The 24,832-nt window shown below is 71.4% G+C and carries 24 protein-coding genes; 6 read left to right on the forward strand and 18 right to left on the reverse strand.

Annotated elements, in window-relative coordinates; all coding sequences use genetic code 11:
* Genes ACIBKX_RS12165 through ACIBKX_RS12180 form a run of 4 tightly spaced genes read right to left on the reverse strand, consistent with a single transcriptional unit; the run spans window position 1 to window position 6,280 of the window.
* Window positions 1-1,977, reverse strand: a complete 1,977-nt coding sequence (locus tag ACIBKX_RS12165; protein WP_363273047.1) for an ABC transporter permease subunit — start codon at window positions 1,975-1,977, stop codon at window positions 1-3.
* Window positions 1,977-3,161 carry a glycine betaine/L-proline ABC transporter ATP-binding protein gene (locus ACIBKX_RS12170; RefSeq protein ID WP_363273046.1) on the reverse strand — a complete coding sequence of 395 codons (1,185 nt, stop codon included), beginning with the start codon at window positions 3,159-3,161 and terminating at the stop codon, window positions 1,977-1,979. The genes ACIBKX_RS12165 and ACIBKX_RS12170 overlap by 1 nt, the downstream gene beginning before the upstream one ends.
* A complete protein-coding gene (locus ACIBKX_RS12175; RefSeq protein ID WP_363273045.1) occupies window positions 3,158-4,699 on the reverse strand; it encodes a GMC oxidoreductase in 1,542 nt (513 codons plus the stop codon). Before ACIBKX_RS12175 ends, ACIBKX_RS12170 begins: the two co-directional genes overlap by 4 nt.
* A 51-nt stretch (window positions 4,700-4,750) precedes the next feature.
* A complete protein-coding gene (locus ACIBKX_RS12180; protein WP_363273043.1) occupies window positions 4,751-6,280 on the reverse strand; it encodes an aldehyde dehydrogenase family protein in 1,530 nt (509 codons plus the stop codon).
* Window positions 6,281-6,434: 154 nt separating this feature from the next.
* Here ACIBKX_RS12180 and ACIBKX_RS12185 point away from each other — a divergent pair, with 154 nt between their 5' ends.
* Window positions 6,435-7,202: a hypothetical protein gene (locus ACIBKX_RS12185; protein ID WP_363273042.1), complete on the forward strand. Its 768-nt coding sequence runs from the start codon at window positions 6,435-6,437 to the stop codon at window positions 7,200-7,202.
* A 13-nt stretch (window positions 7,203-7,215) separates the two neighbouring features.
* On the opposite strand, the gene ACIBKX_RS12190 is transcribed toward ACIBKX_RS12185, so the two are convergent.
* The 3 genes from ACIBKX_RS12190 to ACIBKX_RS12200 are packed head-to-tail and all read right to left on the reverse strand — an operon-like array spanning window position 7,216 to window position 8,936.
* The gene (locus tag ACIBKX_RS12190; RefSeq protein WP_363273041.1) at window positions 7,216-7,731 is read right to left on the reverse strand and encodes a hypothetical protein; all 516 of its coding nucleotides are present in this window, start codon (window positions 7,729-7,731) and stop codon (window positions 7,216-7,218) included.
* Window positions 7,728-7,976 (reverse strand): helix-turn-helix transcriptional regulator, encoded by a 249-nt coding sequence (locus ACIBKX_RS12195; protein WP_363273040.1) that lies wholly within the window; start codon window positions 7,974-7,976, stop codon window positions 7,728-7,730. Before ACIBKX_RS12195 ends, ACIBKX_RS12190 begins: the two co-directional genes overlap by 4 nt.
* Before the next feature lie 12 nt (window positions 7,977-7,988).
* A complete protein-coding gene (locus tag ACIBKX_RS12200) occupies window positions 7,989-8,936 on the reverse strand; it encodes a LysR family transcriptional regulator (protein ID WP_363273039.1) in 948 nt (315 codons plus the stop codon).
* A gap of 200 nt (window positions 8,937-9,136) precedes the next feature.
* Here ACIBKX_RS12200 and ACIBKX_RS12205 point away from each other — a divergent pair, with 200 nt between their 5' ends.
* Entirely contained in the window at window positions 9,137-10,456 is a 1,320-nt protein-coding gene (locus ACIBKX_RS12205) for an MFS transporter (protein ID WP_363273052.1), read from the forward strand.
* Between the two features lie 48 nt (window positions 10,457-10,504).
* Here the strand turns inward: ACIBKX_RS12205 and ACIBKX_RS12210 are convergent, their stop codons facing one another.
* Window positions 10,505-11,494 (reverse strand): malate dehydrogenase, encoded by a 990-nt coding sequence (locus tag ACIBKX_RS12210; protein ID WP_363273038.1) that lies wholly within the window; start codon window positions 11,492-11,494, stop codon window positions 10,505-10,507.
* 299 nt (window positions 11,495-11,793) lie between these two features.
* Complete coding sequence (locus ACIBKX_RS12215) at window positions 11,794-12,921, reverse strand: XRE family transcriptional regulator (RefSeq protein WP_363273037.1); 1,128 nt, start codon at window positions 12,919-12,921, stop codon at window positions 11,794-11,796.
* A 356-nt stretch (window positions 12,922-13,277) separates the two neighbouring features.
* Between ACIBKX_RS12215 and ACIBKX_RS12220 the strand changes: the two genes are divergently transcribed.
* Window positions 13,278-13,823 carry a peptidoglycan-binding domain-containing protein gene (locus tag ACIBKX_RS12220; RefSeq protein ID WP_363273036.1) on the forward strand — a complete coding sequence of 182 codons (546 nt, stop codon included), beginning with the start codon at window positions 13,278-13,280 and terminating at the stop codon, window positions 13,821-13,823.
* Between the two features lie 79 nt (window positions 13,824-13,902).
* On the opposite strand, the gene ACIBKX_RS12225 is transcribed toward ACIBKX_RS12220, so the two are convergent.
* From ACIBKX_RS12225 to ACIBKX_RS12245, 5 genes are all read right to left on the reverse strand, one after another.
* Window positions 13,903-14,313, reverse strand: coding sequence for a helix-turn-helix transcriptional regulator (locus ACIBKX_RS12225; protein ID WP_363273035.1), 411 nt, complete (start codon window positions 14,311-14,313; stop codon window positions 13,903-13,905).
* 261 nt (window positions 14,314-14,574) lie between these two features.
* A complete protein-coding gene (locus ACIBKX_RS12230; protein WP_363273034.1) occupies window positions 14,575-15,444 on the reverse strand; it encodes a helix-turn-helix domain-containing protein in 870 nt (289 codons plus the stop codon).
* Window positions 15,441-16,220: a helix-turn-helix domain-containing protein gene (locus ACIBKX_RS12235; RefSeq protein ID WP_363273033.1), complete on the reverse strand. Its 780-nt coding sequence runs from the start codon at window positions 16,218-16,220 to the stop codon at window positions 15,441-15,443. Before ACIBKX_RS12235 ends, ACIBKX_RS12230 begins: the two co-directional genes overlap by 4 nt.
* 360 nt (window positions 16,221-16,580) lie before the next feature.
* Window positions 16,581-17,258 (reverse strand): response regulator transcription factor, encoded by a 678-nt coding sequence (locus ACIBKX_RS12240; protein ID WP_363273032.1) that lies wholly within the window; start codon window positions 17,256-17,258, stop codon window positions 16,581-16,583.
* Window positions 17,259-18,422, reverse strand: a complete 1,164-nt coding sequence (locus tag ACIBKX_RS12245; protein ID WP_363273030.1) for a sensor histidine kinase — start codon at window positions 18,420-18,422, stop codon at window positions 17,259-17,261.
* A 258-nt stretch (window positions 18,423-18,680) separates the two neighbouring features.
* On the opposite strand from ACIBKX_RS12245, the gene ACIBKX_RS12250 reads away from it, so the two are divergent.
* Window positions 18,681-19,070, forward strand: coding sequence for a peptidoglycan-binding domain-containing protein (locus tag ACIBKX_RS12250; RefSeq protein WP_363273029.1), 390 nt, complete (start codon window positions 18,681-18,683; stop codon window positions 19,068-19,070).
* An 80-nt stretch (window positions 19,071-19,150) separates the two neighbouring features.
* Here ACIBKX_RS12250 and ACIBKX_RS12255 read toward each other — a convergent pair whose 3' ends face one another.
* Both ACIBKX_RS12255 and ACIBKX_RS12260 read right to left on the reverse strand, forming a co-directional pair.
* On the reverse strand, window positions 19,151-19,663 hold the full coding sequence (locus tag ACIBKX_RS12255; protein WP_363273028.1) for a DUF3017 domain-containing protein: 513 nt from the start codon (window positions 19,661-19,663) through the stop codon (window positions 19,151-19,153).
* Between the two features lie 19 nt (window positions 19,664-19,682).
* The gene (locus tag ACIBKX_RS12260) at window positions 19,683-20,546 is read right to left on the reverse strand and encodes a bifunctional methylenetetrahydrofolate dehydrogenase/methenyltetrahydrofolate cyclohydrolase (RefSeq protein ID WP_363273026.1); all 864 of its coding nucleotides are present in this window, start codon (window positions 20,544-20,546) and stop codon (window positions 19,683-19,685) included.
* Between the two features lie 287 nt (window positions 20,547-20,833).
* On the opposite strand from ACIBKX_RS12260, the gene ACIBKX_RS12265 reads away from it, so the two are divergent.
* Window positions 20,834-21,463: a hypothetical protein gene (locus ACIBKX_RS12265; protein ID WP_363273025.1), complete on the forward strand. Its 630-nt coding sequence runs from the start codon at window positions 20,834-20,836 to the stop codon at window positions 21,461-21,463.
* Between the two features lie 73 nt (window positions 21,464-21,536).
* On the opposite strand, the gene purH is transcribed toward ACIBKX_RS12265, so the two are convergent.
* Entirely contained in the window at window positions 21,537-23,111 is a 1,575-nt protein-coding gene (gene purH / locus ACIBKX_RS12270; protein WP_363273024.1) for a bifunctional phosphoribosylaminoimidazolecarboxamide formyltransferase/IMP cyclohydrolase, read from the reverse strand.
* On the reverse strand, window positions 23,108-23,737 hold the full coding sequence (purN, locus tag ACIBKX_RS12275) for a phosphoribosylglycinamide formyltransferase (protein WP_363273023.1): 630 nt from the start codon (window positions 23,735-23,737) through the stop codon (window positions 23,108-23,110). Before purN ends, purH begins: the two co-directional genes overlap by 4 nt.
* A gap of 223 nt (window positions 23,738-23,960) precedes the next feature.
* On the opposite strand from purN, the gene ACIBKX_RS12280 reads away from it, so the two are divergent.
* Window positions 23,961-24,782 (forward strand): hypothetical protein, encoded by an 822-nt coding sequence (locus ACIBKX_RS12280; RefSeq protein ID WP_363273022.1) that lies wholly within the window; start codon window positions 23,961-23,963, stop codon window positions 24,780-24,782.
* Window positions 24,783-24,832: the final 50 nt, after the last annotated feature.

Consider the following 24,832-nt stretch of genomic DNA (forward strand, 5'->3'; position numbering starts at 1 on the left):
TCAGGCTCCCTTCTTCGCGCCGCGGTCTCTGCGTGCCGTGGGCTGTGTGACCCTGTCGAGCATCAGGCCGAGGCAGACGACGGCGAGGCCGCCGACCATGCCCACCCCGAGGTCGTTCTGGGCGATGCCGAACAGCACGTCGTAGCCGAGCGAGCCACCGCCGACCATGCCTCCGATGACGACGACGGCGAGGACGAGGACGACCGCCTGGTTGACGGCGAGCAGCAGCGTCGGACGGGCCAACGGCAGCTGCACCTGGCGCAGTTGCTGCCAGCTCGTGGCGCCGAGGGACTTGGCGGACTCCATCGCCGCCGGGTCGACCTCGCGCAGGCCCTGCGTGGTGATGCGGATGACGGCGGGCACCGCGTACGCGATGGCCGCCGCGGCGGCGGGGGCGCGGCCGATGGCGAAGAGGCCGACGACCGGGATGAGGTAGACGAACTGCGGCATCGTCTGCAGGACGTCGAGGACCGGGCGGAGCAGCCGCTCGATGCGCGAGCTGCGGGCCGCCGCGACGCCGATCGCGAAGCCGATGACCATGGTGACGGCGACCGCGGCGATGACCTGCGACAGCGTGTCGAGGGACTTGTCCCACACGCCGAGCACACCGATCCCGCCCATGGCGAGGACGGCGGTGAGCGCCGTCTTCCAGGTGCCGATCAGCCAGGCGAGGGTGGCGACGACGAGCAGCAGGGACCACCAGGGCATCCACTGGAGTCCGTCGCGGACCGGGTCGAGGACGCCGGTGGTGAAGTGCGCGGCCCAGTCGGCGGTGCCGCCGACGACGGGGATGCCGGTGTAGAGGTGGTCGACCATCCAGTCCTTGGCGGTGTTGACCGGCGGGGCGATGTTGACGACCCAGTCGGTCGGCCAGTCCACGCGGTCCGCGAAGCGGGCTGCGAGGGCGACGGCCACCGTCGCGACGGCGGCGAGGGACCAGCCGCGCCAGCCGCGCAGCGCCGAGCTGTCGTCGGTCTGTGCGCTCAGCCGCTCCCCCGCCGCGCCGGTGACGCGGTCGAGGACCACGGCGAGCAGCACGATGGGGAGACCGCCGGCCAGGGCGGCGCCGACGTCGACGGAACCGAGGGCCTGGTAGACGCGGTCACCGAGACCCGCGCCGCCGATCACCGACGCGATGACGGCCATCGAGAGGGCCATCATGATCGTCTGGTTGAGGCCGAGCAGCAGTTCCTTGCGGGCCAGCGGCAGCCGGGCCGAGAACAGGCGCTGGCGGGCGGTGGTGCCGAGCGAGGTCACGGCCTCCATCACGCCGCTGTCGGCGCCGCGCAGGCCGAGCGCGGTGAGCCGGGCCATCGGCGGTGCCGCGTAGATGACGGTCGCGATGAGCGCGGCGGGGACGCCGATGCCGAAGACCATGGCGACGGGCAGCAGGTACGAGAAGGCCGGGAGCACCTGCATGGTGTCCAGGACCGGCCGCAGCACGCGGAAGAGCCGGTCGCTCAGTCCGGCGGCGAGGCCGAGCAGCATGCCGACGACGACGGAGGCGGCCACGGCCACGACCATCAGGGCGAGGGTCTGCATCGTCGGCACCCACATGCCGAGCAGTCCGCACAGGGCGAACGAGGCGGCCGTCAGCGCGGCGAGCCGCACCCCGGCGACCCGCCAGGCGACCAGGGCGGCGCCGGCGACGACACCGGCCCAGCCGCCCGCGAGGAGCACCAGGTAGACGGCGCGCACGGCGGCGACGATGCCGTTGGAGATGTGCCCGAAGAAGTAGATGAACAGCGGGTGGCTGTCGCGGTGGTCGACGATCCACGTGTAGACGTCGCCCAGCGGTGCGGCCAGGTCGACGGTGAGCGCGTCCGGCCAGGCGCCGGAGGCCCATTTGGCGTTGGCGATCGGCACGAGGATCGCCGCGGCGACGGCGAGCAGCAGGAGCTTGCCGACGGCGCGGTGACGCAGCAGCGCGCCGATTCCGGTATCTCGTACGGGGGTCGATGCGGTGGCGGTGGCCATCAGGCGACCACCTCGGCCTTGTCGGGGGTGGTTCCGTCGGCGTCGGGGGTGGTTCCGGCGACGTCGGGCGTGGTTCCCGCGACGTCGGGCGTGGTTCCCGCGACCACGGCGAGCAGCCCCGCGTGGTCCACCACGCCCAGGCACCGCTTGCCGTCCATCACACGGACCGGGAAGCCGGAGCGGGCGACGGCCTCGATGGCCTCGGAGACCTTCGCGTCGGGCGCGATGGCGGCGCCGCGGGTCTCCTCGTCGGCGTCGGCGGGACGCATGGCGCTGCGCACGCTCAGCACGTCGGCGCGGACGACGTCGCGTACGAAGTCGCGTACGTAGTCGTCGGCCGGGGAGCCGACGATCTCTTCGGGGGTGCCGACCTGGACGACGCGGCCGTCACGCATCAGGGCGATGCGGTCGCCGAGCTTGAGGGCCTCGCTGAGGTCATGGGTGATGAAGACCATCGTGCGGCCCTCTTCGCGGTGCAGGCGGACGACTTCCTCCTGCATGTCGCGGCGGATCAGCGGGTCGAGGGCGCTGAACGGCTCGTCGAAGAGCAGGACTTCGGGGTCGACGGCGAGGGCGCGGGCGAGGCCGACGCGCTGCTGCTGACCGCCGGAGAGCTGGCCCGGCTTGCGCCGTTCGAGGCCTTCAAGGCCGACCTTCTTGACGACTTCGAGGGCCTTGGCGCGGCGTTCGGCCTTGCCGACTCCCTGGATCTCCAGGCCGTACGCGACGTTGTCGAGGACGGTGCGGTGCGGAAGGAGGCCGAAGTGCTGGAAGACCATCGCGGCGCGGTGGCGCCGCAGTTCACGCAGCCGGGCCTTGTCCATGGCGAGGACGTCCTCGCCGTCGATGGAGAGGGACCCCGACGTCGGTTCGATCAGCCGGGTCAGGCAGCGTACGAGGGTGGACTTGCCGGAGCCCGACAGGCCCATGACGACGAAGACCTCACCCTTCTTGACCTCGAAGGAAACGTCGCGCACGGCGGCGGTGCAGCCGGTCTGCTCGCGCAGTTCGGCGGGGCTGAGCCCGTGCAGCGAGGTGTCGCCGGGTATCCGTTCGGCCTTGGGGCCGAAGACCTTCCACAGGTTCTTGACGGCGAAGACGGGTCCGTCCCCGTGCCCGTTCTCGCCCACTGCCTTGTCGGTCTTGTCGGTGTCCGTGGTCGTCTTCACGGTGGCCTCGCTCATCGGGCGTCACCGCCAAGGATCTCGGCACATTTCTCCCCGACCATGAGTACTCCGATCATCGGGTTCACGGCGGGCATCGTCGGGAAGACGGATGCGTCCGCGATACGGATGTTGGCCAGGCCCCGGATCTTCAACTCCGGGTCGACCACGGCAAGTTCATCGGTGGCGGCGCCCATGCGGCAGGTGCCCGCAGGGTGGTACACGGTGTGCGCCGCCTTGCGCACCAGTTCGCTGATCTCTGCGTCGTCCACGACCTCGGGGCCGGGGAAGACCTCCCGCTTGAGCCACTTGGCGAACGGCTCGGCCTGCGCGACCTTGCGGGCCAGCTTGATGCCGTCGACGAGCGTCTGCCCGTCGTAGTCGACCCCGTTCTCGTCGTACTCGAAGTACTTGAAGTCGAGCGCGGGCTTGACCTCGGGGTCGGCCGAGGTGAGGTAAAGGCGGCCGCGGGAGCGGGACTTGGGGATGTTCGGGGTCATCGAGACGCCGTGCTCGGGGCGTTCGTAGCCGAGCCGCTCCGGGTTGTCCGTGAACGGGATCTGGTAGAAGTGGAACATCAGGTCGGGGCCCTTGTGCTCCGGGTCCCGCTTCACGAACAGACCGGCGTCCGAGTCCATGGCGGAGTTGCCGGGGATCGGTCCGTTGGTCTCCCAGACGATGACCGACTCGGGGTGGTCGATGAGGTTCTCGCCGACGCCCGGCAGGTCGTGCACGACCGGGATACCGAGGGCTTCGAGGTCCTTGGCCGGACCGATGCCCGAGTGCATGAGCAGTCGGGGCGTGTCGACGGCACCGGCGCAGACCAGCACCTCGTTGCGGGCGGTGAGGAGCGACTCCCGGCCGTCCTTGGCGCGGATGTGGACGCCGCGCGCGGTCTTGCCGTCCAGCTCCAGCTTGGTGGCCCAAGTCTCCAGGAAGAGGTGGAGGTTGGGGCGGTCACCGGCCTCCATGTGGGGGTGGAGGTAGGCGACGGACGCGGAGGAGCGCTTGTTGTTCTCCGGGTGGTACGAGAGGTCGAAGAAGCCGACGCCCTCGTCGAAGGGCTTGTCGTTGAAGCCGACGACCTCCGGCACGCCGAGCGCCGTCTTGGTCGCCTCGACCCAGTCGGTGGCGATCTGGTTCTGGTCCTTCTTGGCGACGCGCACGATGTTGTTGCGCAGCTTGCCGAAGTAGGGGTCCATGGCCTTGGCGTTCCAGCCCGCGGCCCCGGCCTCCTCCCACTCGTCCCAGTCGGAGGGCAGCGGCTTGAAGGAGATCAGGGTGTTGTGCGAGGAGCAGCCGCCGAGCACCTTGGCGCGGCTGTGCAGGATGTGCGAGTTGCCCCGCGGCTGCTCGGTCGTCGTGTACTCGTAGTCCAGCTCGCCGCCGAGCAGGCCGAGCCACTTGCGCAGCGTGAGGACGTCCTCACGGCCGATGTCGCTGGGCCCGCCCTCGATGACGGCGACGGTGACGTCCGGGTTCTCGGTGAGCCGGGACGCGATCACCGACCCTGCGGTGCCGCCGCCGACGATGACGTAGTCGTACTCGGTCTGGGACATGCCGTTACTCCAACGTTCTGCGCGTAATGAGAGGTCGTACGAGGCGGGGGCTCAGCCCGCGAACCAGCGGACCGGCGCGGGGGCCAGGTTCTGGTAGATGTGCTTGGCCTCGCGGTACTCGGCGAGGCCCGCCGGTCCGAGTTCCCGCCCGACGCCGCTCTTGCCGAAGCCGCCCCACTCCGCCTGCGGCAGGTAGGGGTGGAAGTCGTTGATCCAGATCGTGCCGTGCCGCATCCGGCGGGCCATCCGGCGGGCCAGGCCCTGGTCGGTGGTCCAGACGGCGCCCGCGAGGCCGTACTCGGTGTCGTTGGCGAGCGCGACGGCCTCGTCCTCGGTGCGGAAGGTCTCGACGGTCAGGACCGGGCCGAAGACCTCTTCGCGTACGACCTTCATCTCGCGGTGGCACTGGTCGAGCACCGTCGGCTCGTAGAAGTAGCCGGTCGCGGGGCGGGCCTCGGTCGGCTCGGGGCGCTTGCCGCCGGAGCGCAGGACCGCGCCCTCCTCAAGGGCGGAGGCGACGTACGCCTCGGTCTTCTCGCGCTGCTGCTGCGAGACGAGCGGGCCGCACTCGACGCCGTCCTCGGTGCCGCGCCCGAGCCTGATCTTGCCTGCCCTGCGGGCGAGTTCGGCGACGAAGCGCTCGCGGACGGACTCCTCGATGATGAGGCGTCCACCGGCGGAGCAGACCTGGCCGCTGTGGATGAAGGCGGCGTTGAGCGCCTGGTCGACGGCGGTGTCGAAGCCCTCTTCGGTGGCGCAGGCGTCGGCGAAGACGACGTTCGGGTTCTTGCCGCCGAGTTCCAGGGCGACCTTCTTCACGCCGAGCGCCGCGGCCTGGGCGACCTTGGTGCCGGAGACGAGGCCGCCGGTGAAGGAGACCAGGTCGACGTCGGGGTGGTCGGAGAGGCGGGCGCCGACGGTGTGACCGGGGCCGGTCACGATGTTGGCGACACCGGCCGGGAGACCGGCCTCGATCAGCAGCTCGATGAGCGCCACCGTGGTCAGCGGGGTGATCTCGCTCGGCTTGATGACGAAGGTGTTGCCCGCGGCGAGCGCCGGGGCGATCTTCCAACTGGCCTGGAGCAGCGGGTAGTTCCAGGGCGTGATCATCGTGCAGACGCCGATGGGCTCGTGCACGACGACGCTGTGGATGTCGTCGCTGCCCGCGTCGACGACGCGCCCCGCGCCTTCCCCGATGACGAGGTCGGCGAAGTAGCGGAAGGCGTCGGCGACGCAGTCGACGTCGACGCGGCCCTCTTCGACGGTCTTACCGGCGTCGCGGCTCTCCAGGAGTCCGATCTTCTCCCGGTCGCGGACGAGGAGGTCGGCGACGCGGCGCAGCAGCGCGGCACGCTCGGCGACGGGCGTGTCCGGCCACGTGCCGTGGTCGAAGGCCTCGCGGGCGGCGGCGATGGCCGCGTCCGTGTCCTCGGTGCCGCCTTCGGCGATCACCGCGAACGGCTTGGCATCCGCCGGGTCGAGGATCTCGCGCGTGGCGCCGGAGACGGCGCTACGCCACTCTCCGCCCACATGGATGGTCTGTTGTGCCGACACGTCCCGTTTGCCTTCCGTTCCTGTCATATGCCCCGCCTGTCACTCGCGGTAGCCGGGTGCACCTGCCCTGAGGTGAAGAAACCATGCGCAAGACATCACTGAAAGTGCGCTGTGTCACTGCGCGTGCAGGCCTGTGGGGTGAAAAGTACGCTCGAAGGGGGTTTGTCACTGGAGGTGCGTCATGCGCGGAATTTCCAGGAAGCAAGTGTGGGGAGCCGCGGCCTGTACGGCGGCGGCCGTGCTGTTCGCCCCGGCGGTCGCGGTCGCCGACACGGACGACCTGAGCGCGCAGGAGATCTCCGACAGGGCGGAGAAGGAACTGCTCGACGCCGAGTCCGTCCACCTCGAACTGGAGCAGAAGGGCACGGACGTCGACGAGGACGACCCGGTCAGGATGAACCTCACCCTCGACCAGGACGACAACTGCGTCGGCTCGCTGACCATGGCGGACAACGGTGGCAGCCTCGAACTGATCAAGCAGGGCGAGAAGGTGTGGATGAAGCCCGACGCGGCCTTCTGGAAGGCCCAGCTCCCCGGCGGCCAGGGCGAGGCCGCGGCGGACATCATCGGTGACCGCTACCTGTACGGCACGACCGATGACGCCCTGCTCAAGGACATGGCCGGGGTCTGCGACCTGAAGCAGATCCAGAAGGAGGTCCGGGACGAGTCCGACGAGGGGACGAAGCTCACCAAGGGCGAGCGGACCAAGGTCGACGGCACCGACGTCATCCCGGTCACCGGCAGGGACGACGGCAAGACGACCACGCTGTACGTCGCCGCCGAGGGCACCCCGTATCTGGTCCAGGCGACGGAGAAGGGCGACGGCACCGACTCGAAGCTGAAGCTCTCCGACTACGGCAAGCCGGTGCCGAAGGACACCCCGTCCGACGAGGAGTCGGTGGACGTGTCGCAGCTGCAGGGCCAGGTCCCGGACAGCGGCGGCTACTGAACCCGGCCCCCGTCTACTCCTCGGGCTCGTCCTGCACGGCGAGTCCGGCCACCCACAGCGGCATCAGCCAGTGCAGCACGAACAGGGTGAACAGCGCGGGGAAGAGCAGCCCCTCGGCATCCCACCCCTGGAGCGCCACCAGCCCCGCACCGGCGGCGGCCGCGAACAGCAGCCACTGCGTGATCCCCCGCGCACGGGCGGCGACACGGACCTTCTCGGCGCGCTGCCGCTCGTCGAGGGCACGCTCACGGAGTTCGAGCAGCCCACGGGTGGCACCGTTGATGACACCGGTGGCGAAGCACCACGGCAGGATCAGCGCGACCATGGTCCACATCGCCCACCGCTGATCCCCTACGACGGTGAGCAGCCAGGTCGCGACGCCCACCGCGGTCAGCGCGACATGCACACCCACCGCAAGGCGCCGGCGCGCGGCGGTGGCGTACAGCGGGGCCGCCTCCCGCCGGTTCATCAACGCGAACATCCGCCGGTCGTACCCGGTCATCCCCCGCGTCGGCTGGTCCGTCATCATCCCTGACTCCTCCCGTAGACCTCGTCCGTGAGCGGGCGGAAGGGCCGGAGCGAGAAGAGCGCCTCGACGGGCAGCCCGAAGAACTCCGCGACCTTCAGCGCCAGGTCGAGACTCGGGTTGTACTGCCCCCGCTCGATATAGCCGATGGTCTGGTAGTGGACCCCCACTGCCTCGGCCAGGCTCTGACGCGACACTTTCCGCTCCGCGCGCACCATCGCCAACCTGTTGTGCACCTGCTCGCTCATGTATAAGAAGTACTACATCCGCGAGTACGTTGACAACAGCAGATCCCGCACGCAGCCCCGCAGCCACTCATGTGCCGGGTCCGCGTCGTGGCGTGGGTGCCAGGCGAGGGCCAGGGGAAGGGGTGGCAGGGGGAGCGGGATGGTGAAGGTGGTCAGGCCCAGGGTGTCGGTCAGGGGGCGGGTCCAGCCGGTCGAGAGGCCCACCAGGTCGGTGCGGAGCAGGATGAACAGGGACGCGGGGAACGTGCTCACGCCGCCCACCACCCGCCGCTCCAGGCCCAGTTCGGCCAGCGCCGCGTCCAGCGGGCCGTGCAGTCTGCCCCTGCGGGAGACCGTGAGGTGATCGGCGGCGGCGAACCGTTCGGGGGTCAACTCACCCTGTAGCAGGGGGTGTTCGGGACGTACCACGCCCAGCATCCGGTCGTCGTGGAGGCGTTCGATCCGTACCTCGGGCGCGACCGTGTCGATCACCCCGACCTCCAGATCGGCGATGCCCTCGCGCAGCACGGGCGCGTCCACATGGCTCTCGCCGAGGAAGCGGATGCGGATGCCGGGGGCCTCGGCGGCGGCGCGCGCGAAGAGGGCGGGGCCGTACGCGGCGGCGAAGGCGTCGTGCCCGACGACGGTGAGCGTGCGGGAGACGGTGCGCAGATCGACCTGGCCGGGGGCGGCGAACAAGGCGCGGGCCCGCTCCACCACCGCGCTCACCTCCGCCCGTACGGCGAGCGCGTGCGGGGTGGGCACCATCCGCCGACCCGCCCGTACGAGAACGGGGTCGCCGAGCGCCTTGCGGATCCGGCCGAGCGTGCGGCTCATCGCGGGCTCGGACAGATGCAGCCGGCGGGCGGCCCCGGAGACGCTCTCCTCGTCGAGCAGCACGTCCAGGGCGAGCAGGAGGTTGAGGTCGAGGCCGCGGCCGGGGTCGGACAGCTCCCCGTCATGTGATTGCGTCACGCGCATTTATCCCTTGCAAAGGTTGCACTAGAGATCAAGTGGTCGGCGAGCCTACGGTGACAGCACATCCCACGCCACCACGCTCCCCAGGAGGAGCCTTGCTCTCGCCTGCCCGAAATCAGTCCCCGGATCACTCCCAGGATCAGCCCCAGGATCAGTCCCAGGAGCAGCTCAAGCGGTCGTCCCTCCTCGCCCTCTGCGCCTGCGTGCTCGTCGCGCAGAGCATGGTCGCCGCCATCAACCTCCTCATCCCGCAGCTGAGTTCGTCCTCCGTGCACCCCTCGGCGACCGAGTTGCTGTGGACGGTCGACGCGTACGTCATCGTCTTCGCGGGGCTGCTCATCCCGGCCGGCGCGTTCGGCGACCGGTACGGCCGCAAGGGCGCGCTGCTCTGCGGGCTCGGCCTGTTCGCCGTGGGCGCCGCCACCAGCGCGCTCGCCACCGCGCCCGCCGCGCTGATCGCCGGGCGCGGGATATCCGGCGCGGGCGCCGCGCTGATCATGCCCGCGACCCTGTCGGTCCTGATGCGCACGGCCCCGCCGGAGCAGCGGCCCCGCGCGCTCGCCTCCTGGACGCTCGCCCTCGGGCTCGGCGGATTCGCGGGCAACGCGGTCGGCGGCGTGATCGGCCAGTATCTGTCGTGGCGGGCGCTGTTCTGGGTGATGGTGCCGCTCGCCGCGCTGCTCGCGCTCGCCGTCGCGCGCACGACTCCGCGTACGCAGACCTCACCGGACGCGGCCGTCGACCCGCTCGGCACGCTGCTGCTGACCGGCGGTCTGCTCGCCGTGCTCTTCGGCATCATCGAGAGCCCGCTGCACGGCTGGACCTCGGCGCGGGTCCTCGCCGCGTTCGGCGTCGGCGCGGCGCTCGTCGGCCTCTTCGTCGCGCACGCGCTGCGCGCCCGCTCCCCGCTCTTCGACCCGCGGGTCTTCCGCTCGGCCCGGCTGCGGGCCGCGTCCCTGGGCACGGCGGCGAGCTTCTTCGGCCTGTTCTCGCTCTTCTACGCCAACTCCCAGTACCTGCAGTACGTGAAGGGGTACGGCGCCGCCCGCGCGGGCCTGGCCATCGTGCCGCTCACCGTCGGCATGGCCCTGATCCCCCGGCTCGCGGCCCGCTGGTCCGGGAAGCCCCGCGCGGTCGCGGGCGGCGGGCTGCTCCTGATCGGGCTCGGCCTGCTCGGTGCGTCCACGGCGGACGCGGGCACGCCCTACACGCTGTACGCCTGCTGGCTGCTCGTCATCTCGGCGGGCACCGGACTGTGCATGCCCGCCCTCACGCTCGGCGTCGTCTCCTCGCTGCCCCCGCACCAGTCGGGCCTCGGCTCCGGCCTCGGCACCGCGACCCGCGAGGTCGGCGCCGCGCTCGGTGTGGCCGTCACGGGGACGGTGCTCGCCGGCGCCGGGGACTTCGCCTCGGGCATGGCGGCGGCGCTGCGGACCGTGGGGCTCACCGTCGTGGCGGCGGCCGTTCTCGTGGCCCTCGGCATCGGCGTACGGGAAAAGCACGACGCCCCCGGCGGCCGGTAGCCGGCTGCCGGGGGCGTCGAGCAGGACGTACTGGTCGAGCAGGACGTACTAGATGAGGCCGAGGCCGCGGACCGCCTCGCGCTCCTCGGAGAGCTCCTGCACGGACGCGTCGATGCGCGCACGCGAGAACTCGTTGATCTCCAGGCCCTGGACGATCTCGTACTTGCCGTCCTTGGTGGTGACGGGGAAGGAGGAGATCAGGCCCTCCGGAACGCCGTACGAACCGTCCGACGGGATACCCATGGAGGTCCAGTCGCCGTCCGCCGTGCCGTTCACCCACGTGTGGACGTGGTCGATGGCGGCGTTGGCGGCCGAGGCCGCCGAGGACGCGCCACGGGCCTCGATGATCGCGGCGCCGCGCTTGGCGACGGTCGGGATGAAGTCGTCGGCGAGCCAGGCCTGGTCGTTCACGACCTCGGCGGCGTTCTTGCCGGCGATCTCCGCGTGGAAGATGTCCGGGTACTGGGTCGCCGAGTGGTTGCCCCAGATGGTCAGACGCTTGATGTCGGCGACCGACGTGCCGGTCTTCTTCGCGAGCTGCGAGAGCGCGCGGTTGTGGTCCAGGCGGGTCATCGCGGTGAAACGCTCCGCCGGTACGTCCGGGGCGGCGGCCTGCGCGATGAGCGCGTTGGTGTTGGCCGGGTTGCCGACGACGAGGACCTTGATGTCGTCCGCGGCGTTGTCGTTGATGGCCTTGCCCTGCGGCTTGAAGATGCCGCCGTTGGCCTCGAGCAGGTCGCCGCGCTCCATGCCCTTGGTGCGGGGGCGGGCGCCGACGAGGAGGGCGACGTTCGCGCCGTCGAAGGCGACGTTCGGGTCGTCGCTGATCTCGATCGAGTTCAGCAGCGGGAAGGCGCAGTCGTCGAGCTCCATGGCGGTGCCCTCGGCGGCCTTCAGCGCCGGAGTGATCTCCAGGAGGCGAAGGTTGACCGGCACGTCCGCGCCGAGCAGGTGGCCGGACGCGATGCGGAAGAGCAGCGCGTAGCCGATCTGGCCGGCCGCGCCGGTGACGGTGACATTCACGGGAGTGCGGGTCATGGCGATCTCCGTAAGACAGCTGGCGGTGGGGGTCCCTGCCCCTTGTGCTGGATCCCCTGCCGACGCCCTCGTCGATCGCCTCTCGATGATCGATCTCTTGGCATCAAGAGAGATCCGCCGCTCAGGCTATACCGCCGGGGGCGGACCGGTGTGCCGGGCCCGTGTGGCCCCGCGCACATGATGGCGGCCGCCACCTCGGGAGGGGGGAGCGTGGCGGCCGCCCGGGGGTGTGACCACTCCCGTGGGGGTACGGTGCGCCTTCCCGGGCGGCAACCATCCATGCCTGCCAAATTCGCGAGCTACTTCGTGCAGCCCGTCTGACCCGACTTCAGCGTCGCGCAAGCCTCCGCGGCCGCGGAGTCCTGCACGGCCACCATCGGCGTGTACGCGTCGAGATCCGCGTTCACCGTGCCGTTCTGCTTCGCGCCGGAGCCCGCGCCGATCGTCACCTTGTCGCCGACCGCAGCCTGCGTGATGCGGGCCCACGCCGCCCCGCACGTCTTGCTGTAGCGGACCTCGATCACCGCCTTGCCGACCGTCGCCCGCGTCGTCGTCTTCGCGAACTCGCCGCCGCAGCCCATGGTCTCGGGATCCTTGCCGGTGCAGCTCTTGCCGCTGCACTCGACGCCCGCCGGCAGGTCCGCGTCGCTCGTGGTCGGCGAAGCCGGCGGCTTCGCGCCCTCGTCGCCCTTGTCGCCCTTGCCGAAGTCCGTGAGGAAGACCGCCGCCGCGATGACGACGAGCGCGCCGACTATGCCCGCGAGGAACATCGTCAGCTTCCTGCGCCGCCGCTGCCCGTCGGGCGAGTCCCCGCCGCGGCCCGGGCCCACCGGCGCGGCGACCGGGCCGGGCCCGTCGTCCCCGTACGAAGCCGAAGGTCCGTACGCCCCGGCCACGACACCCGGCGGCGACGGCTGCGGAGACACCGTCGGCGAGACGCCCGCGGGCCCCGCGACCCCGGTCATGCCCCGGCCGCCGCGCCCGCCCGGATCGACGTCCGTGCCGGCGCCCGCGCCGCCGCCCGCCGAGCCGTTGCGCGCCGTGCCCGTGCCGCCCTTGCCGCTCTTGCCCTTGGGCGGGTTCGGGCCGAGCTCCCCGAGCGCGGCGCGCGCCTGGGAGATGCGGATCGCCTGCATGGTCATGTCGTGCCGCATCTCGGAGCGGCTCCAGGCGCGCTCCGCGAGCTCCCACATGGTGATGAGGTGCACGGGGTTGGTGCCCGTGACCTCGGCCAGCGCGACGATCGCACCCTTCGGCGCGAGCAGCCGCCCGTTCAGATAGCGCTCCCACGACGTCTTGCTGTACCCGGTGCGGTCCGACACCGCGGCGATGCTCAGACCACTGCGGTCCACGAGCCTGCGCAGCTGGCTGGCAAACTCCTTGACCTGCGGATCAAGCTCATCCGGTAGCGCCTTCCAACGAGGCATTACTCCCCCTATTCCCCCCGTACGTGCCGACTTGCCCCCGTGCGTGGTGCCCCCTGCACTGCCCACGGGGCAGCCCCCGCTACCCCATGTCATGGACTACCCAGAGGGATGCCAAAAGTCAGGATGTCAGTTCCACGACCGGGGGCGCACGGGAGCATTCGGGCCACTGGCGTGCACCGTCGCACTCCCCGTGGTCCGGCGTCCAGTGTCCCACCGCCGTCCCGCTCCACGATGCGGAACCCCAGGTAGCGGCCCGGGACGTCCCAAAGCATCCCGAATGCGATTGTTGACCCTTTTGTGAAGCGCCGCCGGAAGGGAGCATCGAAGGGGTCAACGCACCACCTAGGGGGGATCAGATGCGCATCAGCAAGGGCAGGTCACGGCGGCTGCTCGGCTCGGCGGTCGCCGTGACGGCGGGGGCCGCCATCGCGCTCGGGGGCACGGCTTCGCTCGCGCAGGCGAGCGGTCCGCATGTCATCGACGGCAAGGGTGCCGCGTACAACGACTGGGGCGACGAGGGCGACCTGTCCCGGCACAGCCACGCCAACAGCAACGCCACGCGGCTCTGGCAGACCGTCCTGTACGCGGACGGCGCCAAGTGGAAGGACAGCAACGGCAACCGGCACACGTTCAAGAAGTGGGACATCGACGGCAGCTTCGGCCGCAAGACCGAGTCGGCCACCAAGTACTGGCAGCAGCGCGAGGACGTGGAGGACGTCGACGGAATCGTCGGCAAGGAGACGTTCGGCGTCGCCGACGACTATCTGGACGGACCGGGCTACGCGGGCCGGGTCACCTACAGCGGCTACAAGCACGACGTCGGCTTCAAGCGCCTCGACGGCACGTACTACGTGAAGATCGACGGCCACTGGAAGAAGGCGGCGTACAACTGGCGCGGCTGATCCCCGGCTTCACCCGCACCCCCGAGGGGCCGTCACACCGTGGCGGCCCCGACGCCGTGCGCCCCTCGCGCGCACGCGGCTACCGCGTCAGGACCCACAGCAGCCCGGCGAGCAGCTCCGCCACGAGGACGAGCGCGAAGCAGGCGATGACCTTCCAGGGCGGCGCGAGCTTCGCCCGGACGACCGGGACCTCTCCGTTCCGTACGACGGGACCCGCGCCCCGCGGCCACACCCTGACCGCCAGCTCCCAGCGCGCCCCGAACTGTTCGCAGTCCTCCCCCGCCACCCGGCACAGCGCCGCGACCGCCTGACGGGGCGGGGGCTGCTGTGCGTTGAGGTAGCGCTGCCAGGAGGACTTGCTGTACGCGGTCTCCTTGCCGAGGGCGACCAGGCTCAGGCCGGTGCGGTCCTTGAGCAGCCGCAGCTGTTCCACGAAGTGCCGTACTTCCGGGGGAAGATCCTCCGGGAGCGGCTGCCAGGCAGCACTCATGCTTCACCCCCAGCATGTGCCCAGTTTGCCCACAGGACGGCCGGGCGGCCCGAAGTGGTTCCCTCCGCGCCCGGTCAGCGCCTGTTGCGGGCTTCGCACACCATTGCGGAATGGTCACCTCCGTGCCACAGGGGCAAGGCATCCCTTGAACGGAATTGGCGCGGGCATGACGCTGGAACTCGTTGAAAGCGGCCCCCACAGACCGGCGGCGCCCGTCCTCCCACGGGGGAGAGGACGGGCGCCGTCTCGTTCTCCCGGCCGCTACCCCTTGTTCTCCGGGTCGTCCATTCCGTCGGGCCCGAAGCACCACCGCTCGCCGTCCCGCACCAGGCAGCCCCGTACGTCGGCCAGCGCGTCCCGCGCCGCCGCGGCCATCGGCGTCGGCAGCGAGCCCTCCTCGTCGAACCGGTCCCGCACCTCGGTCTGCTGGGTGCCGATGCCCGGCGCGACGATCTCCACCCGGTCGCCGATCCGCCCCCGGTCGATGCGGGCCCACACCACGCCGCACTCCACGGAGCGCCGCACCTTGACCACCGTGCCGCCGCCGAAGCGGTGCTCGGCCAGCGTGCCCGGCGGGTTCGCCGCGCCCGAGCAGCGGGTGGCCTCGGCGTCCTTGCCGGTGCAGGAGTCGCCCGAACAGCCGGGCCCCGGCGCCGATTTGGAGCCGGTGGGCGCGCCCTTCGCATCCGTACCGCCGCCCCCGAGGCCCGAGACGACGAGCAGCACCCCGGCGGCGACGGCCGCGAGCCCGCCGAGCGCCCCGGCGAGAAAGCCGGTGGAGCGCCAGCGCCGGCGCCGGCCCGCGGGCTCCGCCGGCGCCGGGTCGTCGGCGGGCTCCGGCTGAGCGGCCGGGGCCCGTACGCCGCCGGAGCCCGCCCGGCCGCTCCACGCGGACTCCGCGAGCCCCCACAGGGCGAGCGGCCGGTCCCGCCGCTCCCCCGCGAGGTCGCACAGCTCCTCGACGGCCTGCCGGGGCGGCAGCACCTTGCCGTTGAGGTAGCGCTCCCACGACGACTTGCTGTACGGCGTCTTCGCCGCGAGCGCGGCCAGACTCAGCCCGGCGGCGGCCCGCAGCTCGCGGAGCGTCCCGGCGAGCCGCACGCCCTCCGACGGCGCGTCCCGGCCGGTCACTTGCGCAGCACCTTCCATGTGTCGGGACCGATCTTCCCGTCCACCGCGATGTTCCCCTTGTCCTGGATCCGCTTCACCGCGCGCTCGGTGTTGTTGCCGAACGCCCCGTCGGCGACGCCGGGCGATGCCTCGCGGTACTCCAGGAGGCACTGCGCCTCCACGACGGACCACCGCGTGGACTGCCGCTCGATCAGTTCCGTACGCGTGCGGCTGTAGCCCGCGTACAGCCGGCCGTCGTCGTCCCGCTTCACGCGGCACTCGTAGGACTTGCCCGGCTCGTACTCGAACTCGCCGTACTCCGGGTGGGCGTCCCCCGTGTACGGCCGGTCGTCCCCCTTGTCCCCACTCTCCTCCTCCCATGGCGCGAGCAGCGCGAAGACCGCGAGCATCACCAGCGCCGTGCACAGGCTCGACAGCACGATCGCGAGCCAGGGCACCGGCCTTCGCGCGGCGGCCGGAGCGGACGCGGGAGCCGCGGCCGGGTCGGTGTCCGCGCCCGCGTCAGCCTCCGACTCCCAGCCCTCCGCAGCCACTTCGCGCAGCGCGAGCAGCGGTGCCGGCTCGCTGTCGCAGGCCACCGCGAGCGCCTCGACCGCGTCGGCGGGCGGCAGCGACCTGCCGTTGAGATACCGGTCCCAGGACGAGCGGCTGTACCCCGTCCGGGACGCCAACGCCGCGAGACCCAGACCGCTGTGGTCCTTGAGCCTGCGCAGCCGTACGACGAACTGCCGCACCCGCGGGTCAAGCGAGTCGGGCAGCTCCTTCCATCGCGACATGTTCCACCCCATGTCTCGAGATCCCTGTAAGGAGAGGATGCCCGAACGGTGGACGCCAGTTCCGGCGTCCGGCATATCCGGCAAGTCGAACTCCCTTGCCATGGCGCCCTGTTGGAGCGTCCCGCCGTTGCCGCCCCACGCGCGATGGATACGCAGGTCATCGCCCGGGACGTCCCGCGCGCGCCTGATCGTGCCGACGGATCTGGCGCCCCCGACCGGCCGCCGGGCATCGTCGGTGATGCACGACGGGCGGCGCGGTCCACCCCGCGCCGCCCTTACGGAAACCGTGCATTCGGGGGCACCACAGCGGCGCCCGTCCTCATCGGGGGAGAGGACGGGCGCCGCTTCACACGTCGCGGGTCAGCGGCCCGCGCCCGGTGTGACGAGTCCCGTCTCGTACGCCACCACCACGGCCTGCGCCCTGCTGTCGAGGTCCAGTTTGCTCATCGTGCGGTTGAGGTGGGTCTTGACGGTGGCCTCGCTGATGTAGAGGCGTTCGGCGATGTCGGCGTTGGACAGGCCGCGCGCGATCAGCTTCAGGACCTCGACCTCGCGCAGCGTCAGCGCGCCCAGGTCGGGCGGCGGCGGGGAATCCGGCTCGCTCCCGCCCGACTGCCGGGCGAACGCCTCGACGAGGCGACAGGTGACGCTGGGCGCGAAGAGCGCGTCGCCACCGCCGACCGCGGCCACCGCCGCGAGCAGCCGTTCCGGACCGGAGTCCTTGAGCAGGAACCCGGACGCTCCGGCGCGCAGCGCCCCGTACACGTACTCATCCAGGTCGAAGGTGGTCAACACCAGGACGCGCGGCGGTGGTTCGGGGGCCTCGGCGAGGATCTTCTCGGTGGCGACGATGCCGCTCATGCCGGGCATCCGGATGTCCATGAGGATGACGTCGGGCCGGGTCTCGGCGGCGAGCTCGACGGCCTCGGCGCCGTCGCCCGCCTCGCCCACGACGTCGATGCCGGGGGCGGCGCGCAGCAGCCCGACCAGTCCGGCCCGGATGAGGAACTGGTCGTCGACGACGAGCACCCTGGTCATTTAAGTCGCGTCGTCCCCCTGCGATGCGGCCTGCGCGGAGGTCGGCAGGGTAAGGCGCACGGCGAACCCTCCTCCGCTCAGCGGGCCGATGCTGATCGTCCCGCCGTAGAGCTTGGCCCGCTCCCGCATCCCAATCAAGCCGTGACCGCTCCCCGCGCCCACTCTGTCCGGAATCACCCCCTCCCCGTCATTCGTGACCGAAACCGTCACATGGTGCCGCAGATACCGGAGTTCGACGACGGCGGCGGCTCCTCGCGCATGCTTCAGTACGTTGGTCAGGGCCTCCTGGACCACGCGGTACGCGCAGAGTTCGACGCCGGGGGCGAGCGGCCGGGGTGTGCCCTCGGTGCGCAGTTCCACCTCGACTCCCCCGGCGCGCACCCGCTCCACCATCTCGCCGAGCCGCGCGAGTCCAGGCATCGGTGCGTCGGGGGCGCCGTCGCCGCCCCCGCTCCCCTCGCCCGCGCGCAGCACCCGCAGCATCCTGCGCAGCTCTTCGAGTGCCTCGCCGCTGGTGCCGGAGATGGTGGAGAGCGCGGCGTGCGCGGTGTCCGGGTCGGAGGTGAAGACGAACTTCGCGAGGCCCGCCTGCACGGAGATCACCGACATGTGGTGGGCGACGACGTCGTGCAACTCCCGTGCGATGCGCCCGCGTTCCTCGGCCACCTCGCGCCGGGCACGCTCGTCCTGCTCGCGCTTCAGCTGCCGGGCCAGTTCGGCGGAGCGCCGGGCGACATGGCCGAACCGCCACAGGACGAGCCCGAATCCGACGGCCTGACCGGCGACGGACGCCATCGAGGCACCCTCGGTGACCAGCCCGGCGTAGATCCAGACCGCGCTCATCAGCACCGCGCAGGGCACGGAGACGCGGGCGGGGCGCAGGGAGGCGACGGTGTAGAGGGTGAGCATCGGCGCGAAGCTGTTCACCACGGGCCAGTAGCCGGCGGTGACGTACACGATCCACACGGCGTGCACCAGGAGCAGCACCGCGAGCGGCGCCCGGCCGCGGAACACCACGGGGACGTTGGCGAGGGCCACCAACACGTAGCCGAAGACGTCGAGTTCGGGCCAGCCCTGGCGGACGGACTCCTGCCCGAGGAGCACGGCGACCGTGGTCAGGGCGACCGCGATCGCCGCGTCGGCGACGGCTGGGCGGATCCGCATCGCCGCAGCGTAACGCCGGAATGGCCGAAGGAACGTCAAACTTTCGCGGTACCGCGGAAGTTGCAGGAACCGCGCGGCTACCGCGCGGGGCCTCGCCGAACGTCAACCCGGCATGTGACGACGCGCCCCTGGCGGCGCCCGTAGCTTCTTGGACCAGCAGCACAGCGGCGCGGCCGACCACCGCGACCGCACGGATCACGGGCCGATCGGGGGACCCAACGGGGGGACCCGGCCCGGGACCTGAAGGGACATCAGCTCATGAACGTACGCAAGCGCATCGCACTCGCGGCCGGCACGGCCGTCCTCGGCGGCGGTCTCGCCCTCGGCTCGGCCGCCGGCGCCACCGCCGCCCCCGCCGGGCAGGGCGTCCAGGCCGAGGCCCGCGCCGGCACCTACTGCGGCTACTACGACGGCAACGCGCTGACCAAGGCGGGCCAGACGGGCAGCGCCGCGGCGAAGCGCATCAAGGAAGTCCAGTGCCTGATCAACATCAACACCTCGTACATGCCGCTCCTGGCGAAGGACGGCAAGTTCGGCACCAAGACCTACAACGCCGTGGTGAAGGTCCAGCAGAAGGCCCACATCTCCGACGACGGGCAGGTCGGCAAGAACACGTGGAAGAAGCTGCGCGCCGGCGTCTGGTGGTAGGCGACACGGCTCGCTGAACGACTGCGGCCCGTCCTCATCCCGGGGGGAGAGGACGGGCCGCCCGCTGTGCCGTGCCGCCGCTACGTCGTGATCGTGCGGTGCAGCGTCTCGCTCAGGAACGGGATCTTCAGCCAGGGGTCCGGCTGCGCCATCAGCGCGAGGAACACGATGGCGGTGCCGAGCACCCCGTACGTCACCATGTCGGTGAAGCGCGAACGCACCGCCAGCATCCCGACGTCCGGCAGCGCCCACCGCATGACGGCGCCCGCGACCAGGGCGAGGCCGATCAGTATCGTGCCGACGCGGAACACGTCGAGGGCGGTGAGCAGCAGCCCGATCGCCACCGTCGCGACCACGGCGAGCAGCGGCCACTGCCGCGCGGGCGCCGGCGCGTCACCGCTCGCGGCCCGGCCGCCGCCCTCGGGGCGCGCGGTGTCGCGGGTGAAGAGGGGGAAGCGGCGGGACGTCCGCTTGGCCGGCCCGCTCTCCTGACCCTCGGGCTCCGCGGCCCCGCTCTCCTCGGCCCCCTCGACGGCATCCGGCTCGGGCGACGACGCCGCCGCTCCGTTCCCGCCCTTCGCGCCTACGCTCATGGGCTCGCCCTCTTCCCGGTCAGCTCGCGTCGGCGGCGGCGCGCTCGGCCGCCTCGACGACGTTCACGAGGAGCTGGGCGCGCGTCATCGGGCCGACACCGCCGGGGTTCGGCGAGATCCAGCCCGCGACCTCGGCGACGCCGGGGTGCACATCGCCGACGATCTTGCCGGTCTCGTCGCGCGAGACGCCGACGTCCAGGATCGCGGCGCCGGGCTTCACGTCCTCGGGCTTGATCAGGTGCGGGACGCCCGCGGCGGCCACGATGATGTCGGCCTTCTTCAGGTGGAAGGCGAGGTCGCGGGTGCCGGTGTGGCACTGCGTGACCGTCGCGTTCTCCGAGCGGCGGGTGAGCAGGAGCGGCATCGAGCGGCCGATGGTGACGCCGCGGCCGACGACCACGACCTCCGCGCCGTTGATCTCCACGCCGTGCTCGCGGAGCAGCGTGATGACGCCGTTCGGCGTGCAGGGCAGCGGCGCGGGCTCGTTGAGGACGAGGCGGCCGAGGTTCATCGGGTGCAGGCCGTCGGCGTCCTTGTCCGGGTCCATCAGTTCGAGGACGCGGTTCTCGTCGATGCCCTTGGGCAGCGGGAGCTGCACGATGTAGCCGGTGCAGGCCGGGTCCTCGTTCAACTCGCGGACGACGGCCTCGATCTCGTCCTGCGTCGCGGTGGCGGGCAGTTCACGCTGGATGGAGGCGATGCCCACCTGGGCGCAGTCACGGTGCTTTCCGGCGACGTACTTCTGGCTTCCCGGGTCGTCACCGACGAGGACGGTGCCGAGGCCGGGGGTGAAGCCCCTCTCCTTCAGGGCCGCCACGCGGGCGGTCAGGTCGGACTTGATCGCGGCCGCGGTGGCCTTGCCATCGAGAATCTGGGCGGTCATGACCCCATCTTCCCGGATGAGACCCGCCCGGTTCCAATCAGGATGCCTCCCGGAGCCCGCCTGTGTCCCAGCTGTGTCCTGCGATGTCCCGGCCGTGTCCCAAGACCTGACCAGCTCTGTTGCACTTGCACAACACATAGGGAATGCGGCTGGACAAATAAGCCCGGCCTAAAGAACGATATGCGGCACAGTGCCGCGGGCAGTGTCGGGGGGACGGACCGCATCTGTAGAACTTCCTCCGTGATGTGCCGCGTCGTCCCCGCACTACCCGACGGAGGAAGACCGCCATGAGTTACGGCGACCCGAACAACCCTTACGGGCAGCCGCCCCAGCAGCCACCGGCCTCTCCCGGCTACGGCTACCCCCAGCAGGCCCCTCCGGGTGTTCCGCCCCAGCAGGGCTACGGCGCCTACCCGCAGCAGCCGGCGTACCCCGGTTATCCGGGCGGCAACGCGATGCAGCAGTCGATGCCGGGCCTCCTGGTCACCGCGCGCGTCTTCCTGTTCCTGATCTCGGCGGTGCAGATCCTCGCCGCGATCGTCTACCTCTACGTGGGTGCGATCGCCAGCGACGCCGGTGACAGCGGCGAGGACCTGGGCCTCACCGGCATGGGCGAGGCCGGCGACGCGGTGGCCGGCATCGCGATCATCGCCGCGCTGATCGCGGCCGGGCTCGCGGCGCTCTCCATCACGCTCGGCGTGAAGTTCAGCCGCGGCGGCCAGGGCGTCCGGATCACCACGGTCGTCTATGGCGCGCTCGGCGGCATCCTCGGTCTGATCGGCCTCTTCGTCGGTCTCGACTCGGGTCTGGCGACCGCGATCATCTTCCCGCTGATCTGGGTCACCTTCGCCGTCATCATCACGATCGCACCGGTCGTGCCGAGCGGTACGGCGTGGTTCGCCCGCCCGCGCTACTGACGCGAGCAGTCGACCAACGGGCCGTGCCCCCCTCTTGAGAGGGGGGCACGGCCCGTTGTGGTGCGTGGCGAGGTCAGTGGAAGAAGTGCCGCGTCCCCGTGAAGTACATCGTCACGCCCGCCTTCTTCGCGGCCTCGACGACCAGCTCGTCGCGGACCGAACCGCCCGGCTGCACCACGGCCTTGACGCCCGCGGCGGTCAGGATCTCCAGGCCGTCGGGGAACGGGAAGAACGCGTCGGACGCCGCGTAGGCGCCGTGCGCGCGCTCCACGCCCGCCCGCTCGACGGCGAGCTTCGCGGAGTCGACGCGGTTGACCTGACCCATGCCGACGCCGACCGAGGCGCCGTCCTTGGCGAGCAGGATCGCGTTGGACTTCACCGCGCGGCAGGCCTTCCAGGCGAACTCGAGCTCGGCGAGCTCGCCCGGGTTCAGCGCGTCGCCGGTGGCCAGCGTCCAGTTGGCGGGGTTGTCGCCGTCGGCCTGCAACCGGTCGGTGACCTGGAGCAGCGCGCCGCCGTCGATCGGCTTGACCTCCACGGCGCCCGCCGGCGCCTGGTGGGCGCGGAGCACGCGGATGTTCTTCTTCTTGGTGAGGACCTCAAGGGCGCCGTCCTCGTACTCCGGCGCGACGATGACCTCGGTGAAGATCTCGGCGACCTGCTCGGCCATCTCCTTCGACACCGGCCGGTTCACGGCGATCACGCCGCCGAACGCGGAGAGCGGGTCGCAGGCGTGCGCCTTGCGGTGCGCCTCGGCGACGTTCCCGCCGATCGCGATGCCGCACGGGTTGGCGTGCTTGATGATCGCGACACAGGGGTCGGCGTGGTCGTACGCGGCACGGCGCGCGGCGTCCGTGTCCGTGTAGTTGTTGTACGACATCTCCTTGCCGTGCAGCTGCTCCGCCTCGGCGAGGCCGCCATTGCCGTCGACGAAGAGGGCGGCGCCCTGGTGCGGGTTCTCGCCGTAGCGCAGCACGTTCTTGCGGGCGTACGCGCTGCCGAGGAACTCGGGGAAGGCCGAGCCGTCGCCCGCGTAGTCGTCGGCGAACCAGGTCGCGACGGCCAGGTCGTACTCGGCGGTGTGGCGGAACGCCTCCGCGGCGAGCCGCTTGCGCGCCGTCAGGTCGAAGCCGCCGTCACGGACCGCGGCGAGCACGTCGGCGTACCGGGAAGGGCTGGTGATGACCGACACCGAGGGGTGGTTCTTGGCGGCGGCGCGGACCATCGAGGGGCCGCCGATGTCGATCTGCTCGACGCACTCGTCGGGGCTCGCGCCCGAGGCGACGGTCGCCTTGAAGGGGTAGAGGTTCACGACGACCAGCTGGAACGGCTCGATGCCGAGGTCGGCGAGCTGGCGCTGGTGGTCCTCCAGGCGCAGGTCGGCGAGGATGCCGGCGTGCACGCGCGGGTGCAGGGTCTTGACCCGGCCGTCCAGGCACTCGGGGAAGCCGGTCAGCTCCTCGACCTTGGTGACGGGCACCCCGGCCGCGGCGATCTTCGCGGCGGTCGAACCGGTCGAGACGAGCTCGACGCCGGCGGCGTGCAGCCCGCGCGCGAGCTCTTCCAGGCCGGTCTTGTCGTAGACGCTGACGAGCGCGCGCTTGATGGGGCGCTGCGTACCGTTCGCGTTCGTAGCTTCGGCGGTCACGGGATAAGAACCTTTCGTCCCTCAATGTGGTAGCCGTTACGGGCCAGACGCCCCACGACATCGACGAGCAGCCTTCGCTCGACTTCCTTGATGCGCTCGTGCAGAGCGCTCTCGTCGTCCTCGTCCCCGACCGGGACCACGCCCTGGGCGATGATCGGGCCGGTGTCGACGCCGTCGTCGACGAAGTGGACGGTGCATCCCGTGACCTTCGCGCCGTACGCGAGGGCGTCGCGCACACCGTGGGCCCCGGGGAAGCTGGGCAGCAGGGCGGGGTGCGTGTTCACGAACCGGCCGCCGAACCGGGCGAGGAAGTGCTTCCCCACGATCTTCATGAACCCGGCCGAGACGACCAGGTCGGGCTCGTACGCGGCGGTGGCGTCGGCGAGCGCCGCGTCCCACTCCTCGCGGCCCGCGTGGTCCTTCACCCGGCACACGAAGGTCGGGATCCCGGCGCGCTCGGCGCGCTCCAGGCCCGCGATGCCGTCGCGGTCGGCGCCGACCGCGACGATCTCGGCTCCGTAGCCGGCCGTCCCGTCCGTCGCGATCTTGTCGAGCAGAGCCTGCAGGTTCGTGCCTGATCCGGAGACCAGCACGACGAGGCGCTTGGCCACAGGGCTCTTGGCCACAGCGGGGCCCTTTCTCGGGAAGTCCGTCTTTGTACGGTCGCTTTTGTACGGTCATACAAAGGCTTCGTGTCCCGCGATACGGGGAACTCTACGAAGCGGCCGACCGTCAGCAACGATACCGGCACACGGAGGCGCCCCTCACGGGACGGGGGCGCGGCCGGGAGGTAGCGTCTGTGCCAGTCGCTATGCCAAGCCGTTCAACCAAGGGGAAGACGCACACCTGATGCCGGACCGTAGCCTCCGCCTCCCGCTGTCCTTCGCGTTCGGGTTGACGCACGGAGGGGAGCGTGGCTCGACGCTGCTGCGCGACGGCCGCCCGTCGTCCCCGCCGCAGGACTCCGACTCCCAGGACTCGGGCTCGTCCGGCTCGGGCTCGTCCGGCTCGGGCGGGAAGGACGACAATCCCTTCGCGCCGCCGCCGGAGGGGACGCCGGACCAGCCGTGGCGTCCGCGCCCCGGGAACGGCGGCGACGGCGCGGGCTCCGGCTCGGGCTCCGGCGACCAGGGCAACTCTCCCTGGGGCAGCCAGTGGAGCGACCGGCAGCCGGGCCGCTCCCAGGGCGGCGGCTTCGGCGAGCGTCCCGGCCAGCAGGGCGGCGGGCAGGGGCCCGACGGCCAGCAGGGGCCCGGCACCGGTATGCGCTGGGACCCGACCGACCCGGCCCAGCGCCGGGCGCGCTACGCCCTGCTCTCCGGAATGTGGGCCTTCTTCTTCGCGCTCTTCGGCTGGCGTTACGTCGCCCTGCTGCTGGGCGCGCTCGCGCTGAACTGGGGTATCAGCGCGCTGCGGGCCAAGCCGAAGACGCCGGACCCGACGGCTCCGGCCCCCACCCCGGAGAGCAGGAAGCCGCAGACCACGGCGGCGGTCAGCGGCCTGGTGACGGCATCGCTGGCCCTGGCGATGGTGGCGGCGACGTTCGCCGCGCAGCTGGTGTACCGGGACTACTACACGTGCGTGAACGACGCACTGACGACAACGGCGAAGCAGTCCTGCGAAGACCTCCTCCCGAAGCAGCTCCGCCCGCTGCTGGGAGAGCAGGAGTAACTCCGCCCGGAAGGCAACCGGGTGCCCCGCAGCGGGGTGCCCCGGGCTCT

Origin of the sequence: Streptomyces sp. NPDC050658 (genome assembly GCF_044457025.1) — a bacterium.
GTDB lineage: Bacteria > Actinomycetota > Actinomycetes > Streptomycetales > Streptomycetaceae > Streptomyces.